17 protein-coding genes are annotated in these 16,616 nt (G+C 71.2%); 9 read left to right on the forward strand and 8 right to left on the reverse strand.

All coding sequences use genetic code 11. The features are described 5' to 3' along the window. Nucleotides 1-90 precede the first annotated feature (90 nt). The 4 genes from OG917_RS29285 to OG917_RS29300 are packed head-to-tail and all read left to right on the forward strand — an operon-like array spanning nt 91 to nt 5,854. A complete protein-coding gene (locus OG917_RS29285) occupies nt 91-1,941 on the forward strand; it encodes a peptide ABC transporter substrate-binding protein (protein WP_328321265.1) in 1,851 nt (616 codons plus the stop codon). Continuing rightward, nucleotides 1,938-2,888, forward strand: coding sequence for an ABC transporter permease (locus tag OG917_RS29290; RefSeq protein WP_328321267.1), 951 nt, complete (start codon nt 1,938-1,940; stop codon nt 2,886-2,888). Before OG917_RS29285 ends, OG917_RS29290 begins: the two co-directional genes overlap by 4 nt. After that, entirely contained in the window at nt 2,885-3,784 is a 900-nt protein-coding gene (locus OG917_RS29295) for an ABC transporter permease (RefSeq protein WP_328321269.1), read from the forward strand. Before OG917_RS29290 ends, OG917_RS29295 begins: the two co-directional genes overlap by 4 nt. A 48-nt stretch (nt 3,785-3,832) precedes the next feature. Then, nucleotides 3,833-5,854 carry an ABC transporter ATP-binding protein gene (locus tag OG917_RS29300; RefSeq protein ID WP_328321271.1) on the forward strand — a complete coding sequence of 674 codons (2,022 nt, stop codon included), beginning with the start codon at nt 3,833-3,835 and terminating at the stop codon, nt 5,852-5,854. Between the two features lie 74 nt (nt 5,855-5,928). Here the strand turns inward: OG917_RS29300 and OG917_RS29305 are convergent, their stop codons facing one another. Then, nucleotides 5,929-6,600 carry an endonuclease V gene (locus OG917_RS29305; protein WP_328321273.1) on the reverse strand — a complete coding sequence of 224 codons (672 nt, stop codon included), beginning with the start codon at nt 6,598-6,600 and terminating at the stop codon, nt 5,929-5,931. A gap of 212 nt (nt 6,601-6,812) precedes the next feature. On the opposite strand from OG917_RS29305, the gene OG917_RS29310 reads away from it, so the two are divergent. Then, entirely contained in the window at nt 6,813-7,364 is a 552-nt protein-coding gene (locus tag OG917_RS29310; protein WP_328321275.1) for a DoxX family protein, read from the forward strand. A 127-nt stretch (nt 7,365-7,491) separates the two neighbouring features. Here the strand turns inward: OG917_RS29310 and OG917_RS29315 are convergent, their stop codons facing one another. From OG917_RS29315 to OG917_RS29325, 3 genes are all read right to left on the reverse strand, one after another. Beyond that, a complete protein-coding gene (locus OG917_RS29315) occupies nt 7,492-7,854 on the reverse strand; it encodes a DUF488 domain-containing protein (RefSeq protein ID WP_328321277.1) in 363 nt (120 codons plus the stop codon). 78 nt (nt 7,855-7,932) lie between these two features. After that, the gene (locus OG917_RS29320) at nt 7,933-8,190 is read right to left on the reverse strand and encodes a type B 50S ribosomal protein L31 (protein WP_328321279.1); all 258 of its coding nucleotides are present in this window, start codon (nt 8,188-8,190) and stop codon (nt 7,933-7,935) included. A gap of 69 nt (nt 8,191-8,259) precedes the next feature. After that, complete coding sequence (locus OG917_RS29325; protein WP_328321281.1) at nt 8,260-8,499, reverse strand: DUF6296 family protein; 240 nt, start codon at nt 8,497-8,499, stop codon at nt 8,260-8,262. A 239-nt stretch (nt 8,500-8,738) separates the two neighbouring features. Between OG917_RS29325 and OG917_RS29330 the strand changes: the two genes are divergently transcribed. After that, on the forward strand, nt 8,739-8,930 hold the full coding sequence (locus OG917_RS29330) for a DUF6381 family protein (protein WP_328321283.1): 192 nt from the start codon (nt 8,739-8,741) through the stop codon (nt 8,928-8,930). Nucleotides 8,931-9,146: 216 nt separating this feature from the next. Here OG917_RS29330 and OG917_RS29335 read toward each other — a convergent pair whose 3' ends face one another. Then, nucleotides 9,147-9,620, reverse strand: a complete 474-nt coding sequence (locus OG917_RS29335; RefSeq protein ID WP_328321287.1) for a carboxymuconolactone decarboxylase family protein — start codon at nt 9,618-9,620, stop codon at nt 9,147-9,149. 434 nt (nt 9,621-10,054) lie between these two features. On the opposite strand from OG917_RS29335, the gene OG917_RS29340 reads away from it, so the two are divergent. Beyond that, on the forward strand, nt 10,055-10,999 hold the full coding sequence (locus OG917_RS29340; protein ID WP_328321289.1) for an alpha/beta hydrolase family protein: 945 nt from the start codon (nt 10,055-10,057) through the stop codon (nt 10,997-10,999). A 46-nt stretch (nt 11,000-11,045) separates the two neighbouring features. Here OG917_RS29340 and OG917_RS29345 read toward each other — a convergent pair whose 3' ends face one another. The 3 genes from OG917_RS29345 to OG917_RS29355 form a co-directional block, all read right to left on the reverse strand. Continuing rightward, nucleotides 11,046-11,645, reverse strand: coding sequence for an NUDIX hydrolase (locus OG917_RS29345; RefSeq protein WP_328321291.1), 600 nt, complete (start codon nt 11,643-11,645; stop codon nt 11,046-11,048). Between the two features lie 252 nt (nt 11,646-11,897). Then, nucleotides 11,898-13,997, reverse strand: coding sequence for an ABC transporter ATP-binding protein (locus tag OG917_RS29350; protein WP_328321293.1), 2,100 nt, complete (start codon nt 13,995-13,997; stop codon nt 11,898-11,900). Between the two features lie 240 nt (nt 13,998-14,237). Beyond that, nucleotides 14,238-14,600: a DoxX family protein gene (locus OG917_RS29355; RefSeq protein WP_328321295.1), complete on the reverse strand. Its 363-nt coding sequence runs from the start codon at nt 14,598-14,600 to the stop codon at nt 14,238-14,240. 80 nt (nt 14,601-14,680) lie between these two features. Between OG917_RS29355 and OG917_RS29360 the strand changes: the two genes are divergently transcribed. Further along, a complete protein-coding gene (locus OG917_RS29360) occupies nt 14,681-15,532 on the forward strand; it encodes a LysR substrate-binding domain-containing protein (protein ID WP_328321297.1) in 852 nt (283 codons plus the stop codon). 184 nt (nt 15,533-15,716) lie between these two features. Then, nucleotides 15,717-16,148, forward strand: a complete 432-nt coding sequence (gene panD, locus OG917_RS29365) for an aspartate 1-decarboxylase (protein ID WP_328321299.1) — start codon at nt 15,717-15,719, stop codon at nt 16,146-16,148. The last annotated feature ends 468 nt before the right edge of the window (nt 16,149-16,616 follow it).

Here is a 16,616-nt window from a genome sequence, read left to right on the forward strand (position 1 = left end):
GACTTAGTTTCGAAGGCCGTCCTAACTTTCAAACATTCTCCAGCCGATGTTCACGTCGGCTCGCTGCTGGAACCCGATGGAGGCCCACCCATGCGCCCAAGGCGCTCATCCGCGCGGCGTCGCGCGCTCGCCGCAGCGGTCACCGGGGCGGCGCTCGTCGTGGCCCTCTCGGCCTGTTCGCAGGACGGCGGGAAGATCAACATGGGGCCCACGGGCGGCACCCCCGTCGAGGGCGGCACCGCCACGATGGCCCTGCCGCCCGCCGCCACCCCCAACTGGATCTTCCCCATCGGAGCCCCGGGGTACGGCGCGACGTACAACTACGCCATCCAGTCGCTGCTCTACATGCCGGTCTACGACGCGGTGAAGAAGGACGGCGCGCTCACCACCACCGGGCCCAACACGCTGGGGCAGAAGCCCGTCTACAGCGACGGCAACAAGACCGTCACCGTGCCGCTCCGCAAGGGCATCACCTGGTCCGACGGCAAGCCGGTGACGGCGCGTGACATCGAGTTCTGGTTCAACATGGTCAAGGCCAACAAGGCGGAGTGGGGCAGCTACTCGGTCGGCACCATGCCCGACAACGTCAAGAGCTTCGAGACCGTCGACGCCCACACCGTCCGGCTGCACCTCAACCGCGCGTACAACCCCGACTGGTTCACCGCCAACCAGCTCACCCTGATGCGTGCCCTCCCGCAGGCCGCCTGGGACGCCACGAAGGACGGCGGCCCCATCGGCTCCTGGGACCGGAGCACCGCGGGTGCCAAGGCGGTCTTCGCCCGGCTGACCGCCCACTCCAAGAGTCTCGGCGCCTACTCCAGGGACCCGCTCTGGAAGACCGTCAACGGGCCCTGGAAGATCGCCGAATGGCAGAACACAGGCCAGGTCACCCTCGTACGGAACCCGAAGTACACCGGCCCCGACAAGGCGCACCTGGACAAGGTCGTCCTCAAGCCCTTCACCACCGCCGACTCCGAGTTCAACGTGCTGCGCTCCGGCGGCGTCGACTACGGCTACATAGCACCGTCGGTGCTCGCGCAGAAGAAGAAGTTCGAGAGCCGCGGCTACCGCGTCGACCCGTGGGAGGGCTGGGCGGCCACCTACATCGTCTACAACTTCAACTCGTCGCACGGCGGGGCCGCCATGCGCCAGCTCTACATACGCCAGGCCATGCAGCACCTGGTCGACCAGAAGTCGATGAGCAAGGTCATCTGGCAGGGCAGCGCCGCCCCCACGCTGGGCCCGGTCCCCGTCACGCCGAAGACGCAGTACACCACCCCTGAGATGCAGAAGAACCAGTACCCGTACTCGGTGAAGGCGGCCCGTACGCTCCTCACCGGCCACGGGTGGACCGTCCGCGACGGCAAGGCCCGCTGCACCCGCCCCGGCACGGGCGCCGACCAGTGCGGGGCCGGCATCGCGAAGAACGCCCCGCTCGATCTGACCCTGCTCTCGCAGTCGGGCTCCACCGAGTCCACCAACATGATGCAGGAGCTCAAGTCCTCGCTGAGCAAGGCCGGGATCGACCTCAAGGTCCGCCAGCAGCCGCTCAACTCGGTACTCGGCAACTCGGTGCCCTGCAAGTCGGGACAGCCGGGCTGCGACTGGGACATGTCGTTCTTCGGCACGGCCGGCAGCTGGTACTACCCGCTCAACCCCAGTGGTGAGCAGCTCTTCTCGACCGGCGCATCGGCCAACTTCGGCAACTACTCGGACCCTGCGGCCGACAAGCTGATCCGCGCCGTCCAGTACTCCAGTGACCCGAACGCCATCCACGCGTACGGCCAGTACCTCTCGCAGCACCTCCCCGTGATGTGGATGCCGAACCCCGCCTACCAGGTGTCGGTGATCCGCAACGACCTGCGCGGAGTCGACCAGAACCCCACCGTGACCCTCGCCCCGCAGGACTGGTACTACGTCAAGAAGGGGGCCGACCAGTGACCGGCTTTCTCCTCAAGCGCCTCCTCCAGGCGGTGGTCGTTCTCTTCCTGGTGTCGGTCATCGTCTTCGTCCTTCTGCACATGCTTCCCGGCGGACCGGCCCGTGCCATCCTCGGGCCCAAGGGCACACCGCAGCAGATCGAGCACTTCAACCACGCCCAGGGCTACGACCGTTCGCTGCCCTTCCAGTACGTCGAGTACCTGAAGCGGCTGCTCACCGGCGACCTGGGGGTGTCGTACAAGCTGAACCAGCCGGTCTCCGACCTGCTCATGCAGCGGCTCCCCAAGACGCTCCTGCTGACAGCGCTCTCCACGCTCCTGGCAGTGATCATCGCGATCCCGCTCGGCCTTCTGCAGGCCGTCCGCCGCGGGAAGATCACCGACTACCTGCTGACCGGGGCCGCCTTCCTCGCCTACGCGACACCCGTCTTCTTCCTCGGCCTCATCCTGATCATCGTCTTCTGCCAGACGATTCCGGTCTTCCCGTCGGAGGCACCGCAGGGCGAGTCGCTGTCCAGTATCTTCAGCGGGTTCTCCGGCATGGTGCTGCCCATCGTCACCATGGCGCTCGGCGTCATCGCGATGTTCAGCCGGTACATGCGCTCCGCGACGCTGGACAACCTCACCGAGGAGTACGTCCGCACGGCGATGGCCAAGGGCCAGTCCAGCCGGCGGATCCTCGCCCGGCACGTGATGCGCAACGCGCTCATCCCGCTCGCCACCCTCCTCGGCCTGTATCTGCCGACGCTGTTCAGCGGCGCCCTGGTCGTCGAGGCGATGTTCAACTACCCCGGTATGGGACTCCTGTTCTGGAACGCCGCTCAGGGCTCCGACTTCCCCGTACTGCTCGGTGTGACGCTGGTCGTGGGCGTCGCCACCGTCGTCGGATCGCTGCTCACCGACATCGTCTACGCCGTCCTCGACCCCCGGATCCGGAGCGTCTCATGAGCACCGCCGTCATAGCCCCCGGTCACGAGGACGCCGACCTCGCCACCCCGTCGCTGGCCCGCCGCACGCTGCAGGTCTTCACCGGCAACAAGCTCGCCCTCACCGGGGTGATCGTGCTCGTGCTGCTGCTCGCGTTCTGCTACCTCGGCCCGCTGATCCACTCCACCGACCAGGTCCACACCGACCTGGCACAGGCCAACCTGGCACCCGGCAGCCCCGGACACGTCCTGGGCACCACCGACCTCGGCTACGACCTGCTCGGCCGGCTGATGCTGGCCGGTCAGTCCTCGCTCGAAGTCGGCCTCGCCGCCGGTCTCCTCGCCACCCTTTTCGGGACGCTCTGGGGCGCGGTCTCCGGGTACTTCGGCGGCTGGACCGACGCCGTGATGATGCGGGTCACGGACGCCGCGCTCGCCATCCCCGCGATGTTCCTCCTTGTGGTCGTCGCGGCGATCATCACGCCCAGCAAGAGCGTGCTGATCGTGATCATCGCGGCGGTCGCCTGGCTGTCCCCGGCCCGGCTCGTCCGCGGCGAGGCGCTCTCCCTGCGCGACCGCGAGTACGTCCAGGCCATGCGGATGATGGGCGGCGGCGGGGCCCGCGCGGTGTTCCGGCACATCGTGCCCAACGCCATCGGCACCGTCATCGTCAACTGCACCTTCCAGATCGCCGACGCCATCCTCTACGTCAGCTATCTGGCGTTCCTCGGCCTCAGCATCCCGCCGCCCGCCACCGACTGGGGTTCGATGCTCTCCTCGGGCATCACCTACACCCAGAACGGCTACTGGTGGCTGATCTTCCCGCCGGGCGTCGCCATCGTGCTCGTCGTCGGCGCGTTCAACTTCGTGGGCGACGGCCTCCGGGACGCCTTCGAAGTACGGCTCCAGAAGAAGTAGCCACACCCCCGCCTGCTTTCCTGCCTGCACTGCCCGGAGGACACTCCCATGACCGAGCCGCTGCTGCGGATCGACGATCTCCATGTCGACATAGCGTCCCGCAACCGCACCGTCCACGCCCTCGACGGCGTCAGCCTGGACCTCGCCCCGGGCGAGGCCCTCGGCGTGGTCGGCGAGTCCGGCTGCGGCAAGACGATGACCGCGCTCAGCGTCCTCGGGCTGCTCCCGCCCGGCGGCGCCGTAGCGTCGGGGCGCGTGCTCTTCGACGGCCACGACCTGGCGTCCGCCGGCGAACCGGTGCTGCGCGACGTCCGGGGCAACACCATCGGCATGGTCTTCCAGGACCCGCTGACCTCCCTCAACCCCACCATGACCATCGGCGCCCAGGTCGCCGAACCGCTGCTGCTGCACCGCCCCATCAGCAAGCAGGAGGCGTGGGAGCGGGCCGAGGAGATGCTCGGCCTGGTCGGGATGCCCCAGCCGTCCGAGCGGATGAAGGCGTATCCGCACCAGCTGTCGGGCGGTATGCGCCAGCGCGTCGCCATCGCGATGGCGCTCGTCTGCGAGCCCAAGCTCCTCATCGCCGACGAGCCGACCACCGCCCTCGACGTCACCACCCAGCACCAGATCCTGGAGCTCATCGACGGGCTGCGCTCGCGGCTCGGCATGGCGATGATCCTGGTCACCCACGACCTCGGCGTCATCGCCAACCGGGTCGACCGGGTCGCCGTGATGTACGCGGGCAAGGTCGCCGAGACCTCCGGCGTACGCGACCTGTTCGCCCGCCCCCGGCACCGCTACACCCAGGCACTCTTCGCGGCGCTCCCCGAGAAGGCCGTCGAGGGAGAGACCGAACTGCGCACCATCCCCGGTCTGCCGCCCAACCTCGCCACCGCCCAGCAGGGCTGCCGGTTCGCCGCCCGCTGCGCGTTCGCCACCGATGTCTGCCGCACCGATGAGCCGCAGCTGACCGGGGGCGACCACCGGTTCGCCTGCTTCCACCCAGTGGCGGAGGAGGGCGAGCCGAACCTCGGGGCCGCGCACTCCGGCGAACGGAAGGCCGCCGCCGTGGTGCCGGAAGCCGCGACCCTGCTGGAAGTGGTGGACCTCCGCAAGGACTTCCCGCTCACCGGGGGGCCGTTCTCGCGCAAGCGCGGCACGGTCAGTGCCGTCGGCGGCGTCTCACTGACGGTGCGCAAGGGCGAGACCTTCGGCATGGTCGGCGAGTCCGGCTGCGGCAAGACCACCATCGGCCGCATGATCGCCGGCCTGGAGGACCCCACAGCGGGATCGATCGTCTTCGAGGGCCAGGACCTCGCCACCATGGACCGCGGACAGCGGCGTGCCCACCGCCGCCGGATCCAGCTGATGTTCCAGGACTCCGCGGCGGCCATGGACCCGCGCATGAGGATCGGCACCATCCTGCGCGAACCCCTGGTCATCCAGGGCGTCGGCGACCGGGCCGAGCAGGACCGCATCGTCGGTGAACTCCTCGACGCGGTCGGACTGCCGCGCGGCGCCGTCGACCGGTACCCGCACGAGTTCTCCGGCGGCCAGCGGCAGCGGCTCGGGCTCGCCCGCGCGCTGACGCTCTCGCCGGACCTGATCGTCGCCGACGAGCCGGTCTCCGCGCTCGACGTCTCCGTACAGGCCCAGATCCTCAACCTGATGCGCGAACTGCAGCGGGACCGCGGGCTGACGTACCTCTTCATCTCGCACGACCTTGCGGTGGTCCGCTACCTGGCCGACACGGTCGGGGTGATGTACCTCGGGAAGCTGGTCGAGTCGGGCCCGGCCGATGAGGTGTACGCGAACCCCCTCCACCCGTACACCCGCGGGCTCCTCGACACCGTCAACGTCCCGGACCCGGAGACGGCGGGCGCGGGACGCGCCCCGCTCGGCGGCGAGACGCCCTCCGCGGCGAACCCGCCGTCGGGCTGCCGGTTCCGCACCCGCTGCCCCATAGCCCAGGACATCTGCGCCGAGGCCGAACCGCCGGCCAGTACCCCCGAGGGCGCACACCACCAGGTGGCCTGCCACTTCCCGCTCATACGCGAGAAGACGGCCTGAGGAGGGCGGCCCACCCCCCCCCGGAGGTGCCCGTCGGTCCAGGCCGCCGGGCTCCCCGGGGCTGCGGCGCCCCGTTACGCCACGGCCGCACGGAGCGCCCGCCGGCAGAGCGCGTCGGCACGCCGGGTGGACTCCGGGAGCCGGTAGCCGGGGGAGAGCCGCAGAGTGTGGGCACAGGCGTTGTCGATCCCGACCCGGTGCCCGACGGAGACGAAGACGGGTTTGACGCCGTCCTGCGTCCGCAGCGCCCGGCCCACCTCCTCGCCCCCGTCGGCCAGCAGGGGAGCCTCGGCGCCGCGCCGGGGCCCCGGCTGCTCGTACGAGAAGGTGAACGGGTTCTGCGCCACACCGATCACCGGCAGACCGGTGAGCACCCCGAGATGGCTGGCGAGTCCGAACCGCCGTGGATGGGCCAGCCCGTATCCGTCGCAGACGACGAGACCGGGATCGGCGGAGAGGGCTTCGAGCGCCGCCAGTACGGTCGGTATCTCCCGGAAGGCGAGCAGCCCGGGGACGTACGGAAACGTCACCCGGCCGACAGCGGTGGCTTCGTCGACCACGTCCAGCGTCGCGGCGTCCAGCACCACGGCGGCGGCGGCGACCACGTCCCGCTCGTCGTCGTACGCCACGTCGACACCGGTGATCAGTCCGGTCCCCGGGGCCGGCCCCGGCTCGTCCAGCACCACCCGGGTGCGTAGTTCGTCCTGGACCGCGCGGGCTGCCGTCTCGTCGGCGGGTGTCTCCATGGACTCAGCCTACGAGGGCGGTGCGAAGCCACGGGCCTGCGCCGGATGAGCCGCGGTGACCTGCGGCGTCACCCGGATGGCCCAACCCCGTTGCGGGCGGGTCCCGCCGGGCGGGGAGAGTGGGTGTGTACGTCCGCCGCCGGGGCAGGCCGGGACCGGCCCCGCGACCGGACGTCGCCGCAGAATCCGCTGCCACAGATCTGGAGACTCCGATGACCTGCATCAACCGACGTGACCTCGGACTGCTCGCCCTGCGGACCGGTACCGGGGCGGTGCTCGTCGCGCACGGTGCGCAGAAGCTGTTCGGCTGGTTCGGCGGCGGCGGGCTCGCGGGCACGGCTGCGGGGATGGAGCACATGGGGTTCCTGCCGGGGCGCCACAACGCTGTCGCCGCGGGCCTCGGGGAGGCGGGCGGCGGCGCGATGCTGGCGCTGGGCCTGGGCACACCGGTCGCCGGGGCCGCTGTCGCGGGCACCATGGCCGGCGCGGTGGCCGTCCACGCGCCCGCCGGATTCTTCGCGCAGTCGGGCGGCTACGAGTACCCGGCGTTCCTCGGGTTCACCGCGGCTGCCATCGGTGTCGCGGGAGCGGGGCGTTACTCCCTCGACCACGCCACCGGCCGCCGCCTCGACCGGCCCTGGATGCTGGCGCTGGCCTTCGCCGGGAGCGCCGCGGCGAGCGCCGTGGTCGTCAGCAGGAGGAACCGGGAACAGGCCGCCAGGGCGAAGGCCGAGGCCGGCGCGGTGCCGGGAGCGGGGGCGTAGCCGGTCCGTGCGGAGCGGGAGAAGGCGGCGGCCCGGGTACCCGGGTCGCCGCCTTCTCCCGCTCCCGGGCCGCCGCACCAGGGCCGGATGTCCTCGACGGCCCGGCCTGCGGGGCCCGGTGGCGGATCTACGCCTGCAGCAGGCCGGCGATGACCGTGGCCTGACTGATGTCCGCGCGCTTCGTCGCTGTCAGAAGCGTCAGCTTGCCCTTCTTCGCGAGGTCGCGCAGGTGAGCCAGTGCCTCGGCGCGCTCGCTGTCCTTCAGCTCGCTCCGGTACCGGCGCCCGAACTCCTCGAACCGGTCGGGGTCGTGGGCGTACCACGTGCGCAAGTCACGTGAGGGAGCAACGGACTTGCACCATTCGTCGAGGTGGGCCTTCTCCTTGGAGAGGCCCCGCGGCCAGATGCCGTCGACCAGCACCCGTGCCCCGTCCCGGGGCGACGCGTCCTCGTAGACCCGTCGCACCTGCACTGTCGGACGGGCCGTCATGGGTGTTGCCTCCTGCGTGTCGGCCTGACTGTCGGCGCTCCCGGAACCGAAGGGGTCCACCTCGGGGGCGGTGTACGCCTAACCCTGCTGCTCGCCGTCCCCGAACCGCCGCTCGAATTTGGCGACCTGGCCCTCCGAGTCGACCACGCGCGCCTTGCCGGTGTAGAAGGGGTGGCTCTCCGCGGAGATCTCCACATCGATCACCGGGTAGGTCTGTCCGTCGTCCCAGACGATCGTGTCGCCGCTCGACGCGGTGGACCGGGTGAGAAACGCGTATCCGGCGGTGCGGTCGCGGAAGACGACCGGCCCGTACGAAGGGTGCTTGTCCTCTTTCATCTGCTGCTCCTTGCCGATCGATCGCGGACCCGCCTGCCCGGGTGTGCCGGGAGATTCGCGGTGGTGGCATCAGGATGTGCGGGGCCGCGCCTCCAGGGGCGCCGCGTGCGCCTGATGACCGCCTGTCGCCAGCATCCGTACCTCTCCGGCGGCACTGATCTCCGCGCGTACGATGCCTGTTCCGTCGGCGTAGACCGGAGAGCCGCCCGCGCCCGCCGTCGCGGTACGCCGGACGAGGACGGTGTCGCTCTCCTCGCCGGCCCTGCCGAACACGAGCTCGTAGCTTTCCGGAAAATCCCGTGTGTCCATGGTTGCTTCACGCTTCCCGGTTGAGCGGCGCCTTCCCGAGTACGCCCCAGTACTTGACCGGCGCGTCGACCGGAATCCCGTACGCACCACGATGCCGTGTTTCGTCCCCTCTCGCATGCCGAACCGTACGGAGCGTGAGGGATCGCCCCCTGTCCGTGCGCTGCGTGACCGGCTGGGATGCGGTGGTCAGAGGGAGCTGGTTCGCTGAGGAGACCCCTTCCAGAGCACCAGGAGCTGTGATGAGCAGTGCGGGCGAGAGCGGCAGCCGGGTCCAGCAGATGCGGGCCAAGGCGCAGGATCTGAAGCAGGCAGCCGAGCGGACCACCGACCCGGCGGAGCAGCGCCGGCTCAAGGACAAGGCGCGCCGGCTGGACCGGCAGAGCGAGCAGGAGAGCGACATGGCCGCCGGGGACATCTATCCCGCCGAGTGACACCTCCCGCACCGTCCGGTGTGCGGCAGATCAGCATGCGGACAAGGAAGTGCGCGGCTCGGTCGTTGCCCGTCCGGCCGCCGGCCGGGCGCGCCGAGGCGGGTGGCGACACGTGCTGCGGGCGGGCGGCCGGGCCCGCCCGCCCGTGCGTTCGGCCCCTGGTGCGGGGGCGGCCGTACGACAGGGGCCGCCGTGCCCCTGCCGTACGGCCTCCGGTCACCCGAGCTGGCCGGGCTGGTAGTCGCCGGCGGGCTGCTGGGTGATGACGTTCAGGCGGTTGAAGGTGTTGATGGTGGCGATGACGCACACCAGAACGGCGAGCTGGTCCTCGTCGTAGTGTTTGGCCGCGTCGGCCCAGACCTCGTCGGGGACGCCACCCGCCGCGTCGGCGATACGGGTGCCTTCCTCCGTCAGCGCCAGCGCGGCGCGCTCGGCGTCGGTGAACACCGTGGCCTCACGCCACGCCGCGACCAGGTTGAGGCGCACCGAGGTCTCCCCGGCGTGTGCGGCTTCCTTGGTGTGCATGTCGACGCATCCTGCGCAGCCGTTGATCTGGCTGGCCCGCAGCCTCATCAGCTCCTGTGTGGCGATCGGCACCGTCGATTCCGCGAGTGCTTTGCTCGCGGCGATGATGTGCTTGACGGCCTTGGCCGCGGCCGGACTGCCGAGCGGGTTCAAGCGGGCTTCCATGATGTGCTCCTGTGTCGTCTGGCGTCTTTCTTGCAGCTACACACTCAGGACGGACGAGCTCGGCGCGATGTGACATCCCCGTGCGGAGAGGGCCTCCCCGTGCGAAGAAGAGGGGGAGCCTCCTCGCGCGGGAGCGGTTCGGTCCGGGACCTCTCAGGCAGGACGGCGTACGGCCTCACGGTGCGGGGCCTGGATGATCTGCGTGACGGGCCGGCGGCCGCGGGCCGGGGAGGCGGGCCGGGACGACCCGCCGGTGTTCGACGGGCCCTCCACGGACCGGGCCCTGACGTTTGACAAAGCGGAACGTTGCTCCGAATATGAAACGGAGCGATGTTCCGCTTTCGGGTCGGCCGAAGCGGACTCGCGCTGCCCACCTCGGCTCAGGCCGGTCTCGGCCGACCCCGGGCCACCACTCGCACAAGGAGCCGCGCACCATGAGCGCACGCACCGCCACCCCCACGCCCGTCTCGTCCTTCAGTCCGGTGGTGCTGTCCGTGCCGGGGCGGCCCACGGACCTCCAGGTCCGGGTCACCGCACCCGCGGCCGGAACGAACCTCCCCGTCATCCTGCTCTCCCACGGGCACGGCGCCTCCAACTTCCTCTCGTCGCTGTACGGCTACGCGCCGATCGCCAACCTCTGGGCGGCGGCCGGGTTCACCGTCATCCAGCCCACCCACCTCAGCTCCAGGACGCTGAGCGGCCAGGTCGGTGACCTGCCGGGCGCACCGCTCTTCTGGCGCTCGCGCGCCGAGGACATGTCACACATCCTCGACCGGCTCGACGAGATCGAGAACACCGTCCCGCAGCTGGCCGGCCGGATCGGCCACGACAGGATCGCCGTCGCCGGGCACTCCCTGGGCGGGCACACCGCCGCGCTCCTGCTGGGGGCCCGGATCACCGACCCCGGCACGGGTGAGGAGGTGGACCTGCGGGAGCCCCGTATCACCGCGGGGGTCCTGCTGGCCGCGCCCGGGCGCGGTGGCGACATCCTCACCGGATTCATGGCCCCGCAGGTCCCGTTCCTCGCTACCACCGACTTCTCCACCATGACCACCCCCGCCCTGGTCGTCGTCGGCGACAAGGACGACTCACGGCACTTCACCGCCGTCGGTCCCGCCTGGCATGCCGACCCCTACGAGCTCGCCCCCGCCCCGAAAACCCTGCTCACCCTCTTCGACGCCGAACACGGCCTCGGCGGGATCGCCGGATACGACGCCGGTGAGACCACCGACGAGGCCCCCGAGCGCGTGTCGGCCCTCGGCCGCCTCGCTGCGGCCTACCTGCGTACGCAGTTCCAACTCGACGACCACGCCTGGCAGACCGAGCGTGACGCACTGACGACGGGACCCGGCGCGATCGGGCGGGCGGAGTCCAAGTAGGCCCATGACGAGCCGGGCGGAGGGCTCACCGAGCACATGTCGCTGCTCACCCGTTCCCCCAGTCCCAGTTGTCGACGTAGGCGGCCACGCCGGTGCGGCGGGCGTCCGCCACTGCCGTCAAGCGCATGAAGTCCCGAGGCGGCATCAGCGCCTCCCACTCGGCCAGGGGGAGGACGCGGATCTCGTCGTGCTCCTCAGGGCTCAGGGCGACAGCACGGATCTGCGCGTCGGTGAGCCTGCCGCCGTCGAAGACGCAGCCGAACGTGCTGTACGGCCAGCCGGCGCCCGGCAGGCCGTACACGGTGGCCAGGAGCCGCGGCGGTCCGGCCGGCGTGATGCCGGTCTCCTCGTGGCACTCGCGAACGGCCGTCTGCCAGGGCCGCTCACCCGGATCCATCGTTCCGCCGACCAGCTGCCACGGGTGCCCGGGGGAGTAGACGGAGTGCAACTGCAGTGGCCGGTCAGCCTCGTCGGTGAAGTAGACACACGCCCAGGCGGTCGCCTTGAGGACCATCTCGGCGTACTGCTCGGGGGGCATCCAGGCACTGCCGCGCACCGCGCCGGTGGGCGTGGCCGCGCGGCTCTCCGGCCGCCCGGAAGCGGTCGGTGGCCACACCGTGGCGACGGGGGTCGTGTCACGATTCATCAGGACCTCATCTGCAAGCGGGTTGTGCGAAGGGCGCGCAGCCGGGCCGGAGCTCGCCGGACCTGCTCAACGGCACCGGGTCGCGGTACGTGACGCCGCGGGCCGCCCCACTCGCGGGGCCGGGGGCCGTGGCGGCGAGGCGGGAGACCGGTGGCGGTGGTCCCGGGACCGGTATCGGTGTCGGTGTCGGCCTGCCTGGTCCGGCCCTCCGGAATCCGCATGCCGTCATGACGGCTGCCCGGCCGGAGACGCTCACTGCGCGTCGTCCTTGACCGCGCTGTCCTTCGCGGGGCTGTCCTTGACCGCGTCGTCCTTGACCGTGCTGTCCTTCACCGGGCCCGGCGCCGGAGCGCGCCCGGTCTGCGCGGGTACCGCCGGGGACCCGGCCCCGTACTGGGCGGCCTGGGCCGTGAACATGCCCCGGTAGATGCCGTCGGGCCGGGCCATGAGCTCCTCGTGCGTGCCTTCTTCGGCGACCCGGCCCCGGTCGAGGACGTAGATGCGGTCGGCGTTGGCCGTGGCCGCGAGGCGGTGGGTCACGAGAACGACCGCGTGGCCCTCCTCCGCGAGGGACCAGAGGCCGTCGAACGCGGCGATCTCCGCGTGCGGGTCGAGCGCCGAGGTCGGCTCGTCGACCAGGAGGAAGGGGGCGCCCCGGTACAGGCTTCGTGCCGTGCCGAGTTTCTGCCACTGCCCGCCCGAGAGCTGGACACCCCGTTCGTAGCCCTTGTAGACGATGGAGTTCCAGCCGTGGCGCAGGCTCTCGATCAGCTTGAGGACACCGGCGGACAGAGCAGCCGACTTCACCCCGGCCATGTCGCGTACCCGGTCGCCGTCGCCGATCGCCACGTTCGCCGCAGCGGTCATCTCCCAGCGGGGGAAGTCCTGTGCCAGCAGCCCCACCAGGGCGAAGATCTCGGCCCGGCGGGCACCCCTGAGTTCGACCCGGTCACTGCCCTCGGCATCCTGCCACCACACGTTTCCGTCCGTCGGCAGCAGCAGTCCGGACAGCACCTTGGTGAGGGTGGTCTTGCCTGAGCCGTTCGCGCCCACCAACGCGGTCACCTCGCCGCGACGGACCCGCAGGCTGACGCCTTGCAGCGCAGGGGAGTCGGCCCCGGGATAGGTGTACGACACGTTGTCCACGCGTACCTGGTGGACGTGGGCAGGCAGCCGCGCGCCGGTGGTGGGGATGGCGTTCTCGGTGGCCAGGGCGATGGCATCCTCGGTGTCGGTGAGGAACAGCAGTTCCTCGTAGAGCCGGTTCACCTGCTGGACCAGCGACGACAGCCTGGCGGTCGATGCACGGATCGCGAGGACAGCGGTGCCGCCTACGGCGAGTGGCAGCGAACCGTCGGCCAGCAGCCACCACAGAACTCCGTAGCAGCCCAGCGATGCGATGCCCGCGAACCCGCCTGCGATCAGGTCCGTCGAGGCCTGCGCCCGGGCCAGGCGCCGCTGCTCCGCCTCGGTCTGGTGGGACATCTCCTCATAGCTCTTGAGCAGCTTCGTCCCGGCGGCGTGTACGCGGATCTCGCCCTGCGCGTGGGGGCGGGTCAGGAAGCCCAGGAGCGAGGCGATGGCCCGGCGGTGGTCGATCCAGTGCAGCTTCGAGACGTACTCGCGGCGTGCGGAGCTGACCGCGCCCCACCCCTTCGGCAGGGCGATCACCAGAAGCATCGGCAGCAGCATCCAGTGCAGCGACGCCAGGACGGCGGCGGCCGCGACCATCGAGATGAGGACGTTGCCGACCCCGACCGACAGCATCAGCATGCTGCGGGCCGAGTCCGTGCCGAACCGGCCCGCCTCCAGGACCCGTTGCACCTCGGGGCGTTCCGTCGCCTCCAGTTCGACGCGGGTGACGGCCGTGTAGTAGCGCGCCGACACGGCCCGCTCGACCTGGGGCTCCAGCCGGCCGGACATCGCCGTCGACCACGCCGTCAGCAGGGCGGCGACCACCGCGATCGCCGCCAGTGCTGTCAGTGACGGCAGGGCTTCGCGCAGCTTGTCCGCCGTCGGGCCTTCCGCGAACAGGTTGGTGAGGACACTGTTGACCGCGACCAGGCCCCAGGCCGCGGTCACTCCCTGGCCGATCTGGGCGGCCACCACACCCGACATCGCCCGCCGGTCCGTCTGCCGGCCGGTACGGAGGACCAGGGCGACCATGCGCGGCAGCGCGGCGGCCATGTGCCGGAAGGAGAGCCGGGTCAGCGGGCCCGCGTGACGGACATACGACTGGTCGTAACGCAGCCGGCCGCCGTACAGCTCGCGCTCCGCGTCCGAGATCGTGTCCTTGGCCGGTGTGCTCTTCGCGTCCTGCGGGGTGTCGCGGCGTGAACCGGTGCGTGTCAACGTCGCTCCTCCTGACGATCGTGGCGGCATCGTCGGGTCAACGACCTCATCGAGCTTTCGAACACATGTCTTTCGGCCGAGTCCCGACCCCGGTTCCGGGCGGTTGCCGAAAGATGCGGGGTGCATGGGCCCTTGTGCCACAAGAGGTCCCGTACGGGCGGGTGTTGGCCGAAACACCGCTGACGCCCCTCGCGCCGGATCCGAGTGGCCGCGGGGACCTGGTTGCCGTGGCCCGCCGGATCAGAGCCGGCCGGCGGCCAGCCAGACCGTCACGGCCGTCGTGGCGATGAGCCCCGCGTTGAGCCCGATCCGGCGGTCGTCGCCGGTCAGGTGCACGGCGATCGCGCCGATCTGCAGCAGCATGAAACCGATGGCCGCGGCCAGTGCCAGCCAGGGAGCGACACCGGTCGCCGGCGGGAGCAGGAGGCCGGCGGCGCCCAGCACTTCGATCCCTCCCAGTGCCCTGACCGCGGGCAGGGGAACGCGGTCCACCCAGGCCATCATCGGGCGGAGCAGATCGGGGCTGCGGATCAGCTTCACCACCCCCGCGTAGAGGTAGAAGCAGGCGAGCAGTCCGGCAATGACCCAGTAGGCGATGTCCATGCTCCGAGTTCACCGCCGGGGCGCCGCCCGTGTCCAAGACCTGTTCGGACAGGCCCATACCTGGTGGGTATCGTTGCAGCGTGGAGCTACGTACCCTGCGCTACTTCGTGGCAGTCGCCGAGGAGCTGCACTTCGGCAGGGCCGCCGCCCGGCTGCACATGAGCCAGCCGCCGCTGAGCCGGGCGGTCAAGCGGCTGGAGACGGAGGCCGGCGCCCCGCTGTTCTGCCGCTCGCCCGCCGGCGTCACGCTCACCCCGGTGGGGACGGTACTGCTCGACGAGGCGCGGGCCCTGCTCGCGCAGGCCGACCGCGTCCGCGTCCGGGTCGCCGCGGCGGCCGGCGCCGCGACGATCACCATCGGCATCCTGGGCGACGGCACCGACCCCGGCGCCACCAGGCTGGCCGCCGCCTTCCGCCGGAGCCACCCCGGTGTCCGCATCCGTATCCGCGACACCGACCTGACCGACCCGACCTGCGGGCTGCGCGCGGGGCTGATCGACGTGGCCCTGACCCGTGCACCGTTCGACGACACCGCCCTGACGGTGCGTGAGCTGCGCGCGGATCCGGTCGGTGCGGTACTGCGCGCCGACGATCCGCTGGCCCGCCGCGAGCACCTGGTGCTGGCCGACCTGGCAGACCGCCAGTGGTTCCACTTCCCGGAAGGGACCGACCCGGTCTGGCAGTCGTACTGGAACGGCGGCAGGCCGCGCGAGGGGCCGGTCGTGCGCGTCGTCCAGGAGTGCCTGCAGGCCGTGCTCTGGAACAGCACGGTCGGCCTGGCCCCACTCGGGCACGACCTTCCCGAGGGCCTGGCCGTGGTCCCGCTGGCCGACATGGCACCGAGCCGGGTGGTCGCGGTGTGGAACGACGGTGACACCAACCCGCTGATCCGGTCCCTCACCGAGATCGCGACGGCCGCGTACCGCCACTGAGCACCTGGTCGGCCCACGGGCGAGGAGCCGGCGCGGGATCGCATCGGGAGAGCCGTCGGCGGGCCGGTGCCGGCTCTCGGAACCCGGACCGGGAACTGGCCGGGAAGCGAATCGTTGTAAACTGAGCGCAGCGCACTTGACCTGCATAAACGCAGGCAGGGAGCCTCACTCCGGGAGTACATCGATGATGCGCACCATGTTCAAGTCCAAGATCCACCGTGCCACCGTGACCCAGGCCGACCTGCACTATGTCGGGTCGGTCACCGTCGACGCCGCTCTGATGGAAGCCGCCGACCTGCTGCCCGGCGAGCTCGTGCACATCGTCGACATCGACAACGGGGCCCGCCTGGAGACCTACGTCATCGAGGGCGAGCGCGGCTCGGGCGTGATCGGTATCAACGGCGCCGCCGCCCATCTCGTCCACCCCGGCGACCTGGTGATCCTCATCAGCTACGCCCAGGTCGACGACGCCGAGGCACGCGCGCTCCGGCCGAGCGTCGTCCATGTCGACGCGGACAACCGGATCGTCGCCCTCGGCGCCGACGCGTCCGCGCCCGTACCGGGCACCGACCAGCTGCGCGCCCCCCATGCCCGGCCGGCGGTCGCGGGGGCCTGACGGGCGGACCGTCTCCCGGGCGGGGACCGGAGCGTTCCCGGCCGGTCCCCCTCTTGGCGGAAGGCGTCAGGGTGTGGTTCGCGGCGGCGGTGCGGCGAATGCTCCGGTTCTGCGGCTGTCGCCCGCGCCGATGACGCGACGCGGGGCGCCGATCCGGGCGGGCCCGGGCCCCGGTGTCCCGCGAGGACGCTGCGGCCCGCACCGGCAGGCCGGCGCCGGAGCCGGAAACCCGGTCTCCCGGCGGTGTGCGGCGGCCGGGCCGGTTCGACCCGGCGCGCGTGGGCAGGCGGAGCGGGAGACATTGGTCAGGACATACAGCCGTACTGTGGGAGGTCCACCGTGACGCATCCTTATCCCGGCCCTGTGCCGCCGAATCCGGGCGGTCCGGATCCCGTGCCGCCTGTGCCGACCCCGCCGCCGGGCCCCGGCCCCGCTCCGGTGCCGCCGCCGCTGCCGGACCCGCTGCCC

Source organism: Streptomyces sp. NBC_00388, from assembly GCF_036061255.1.
Lineage (GTDB): Bacteria > Actinomycetota > Actinomycetes > Streptomycetales > Streptomycetaceae > Streptomyces.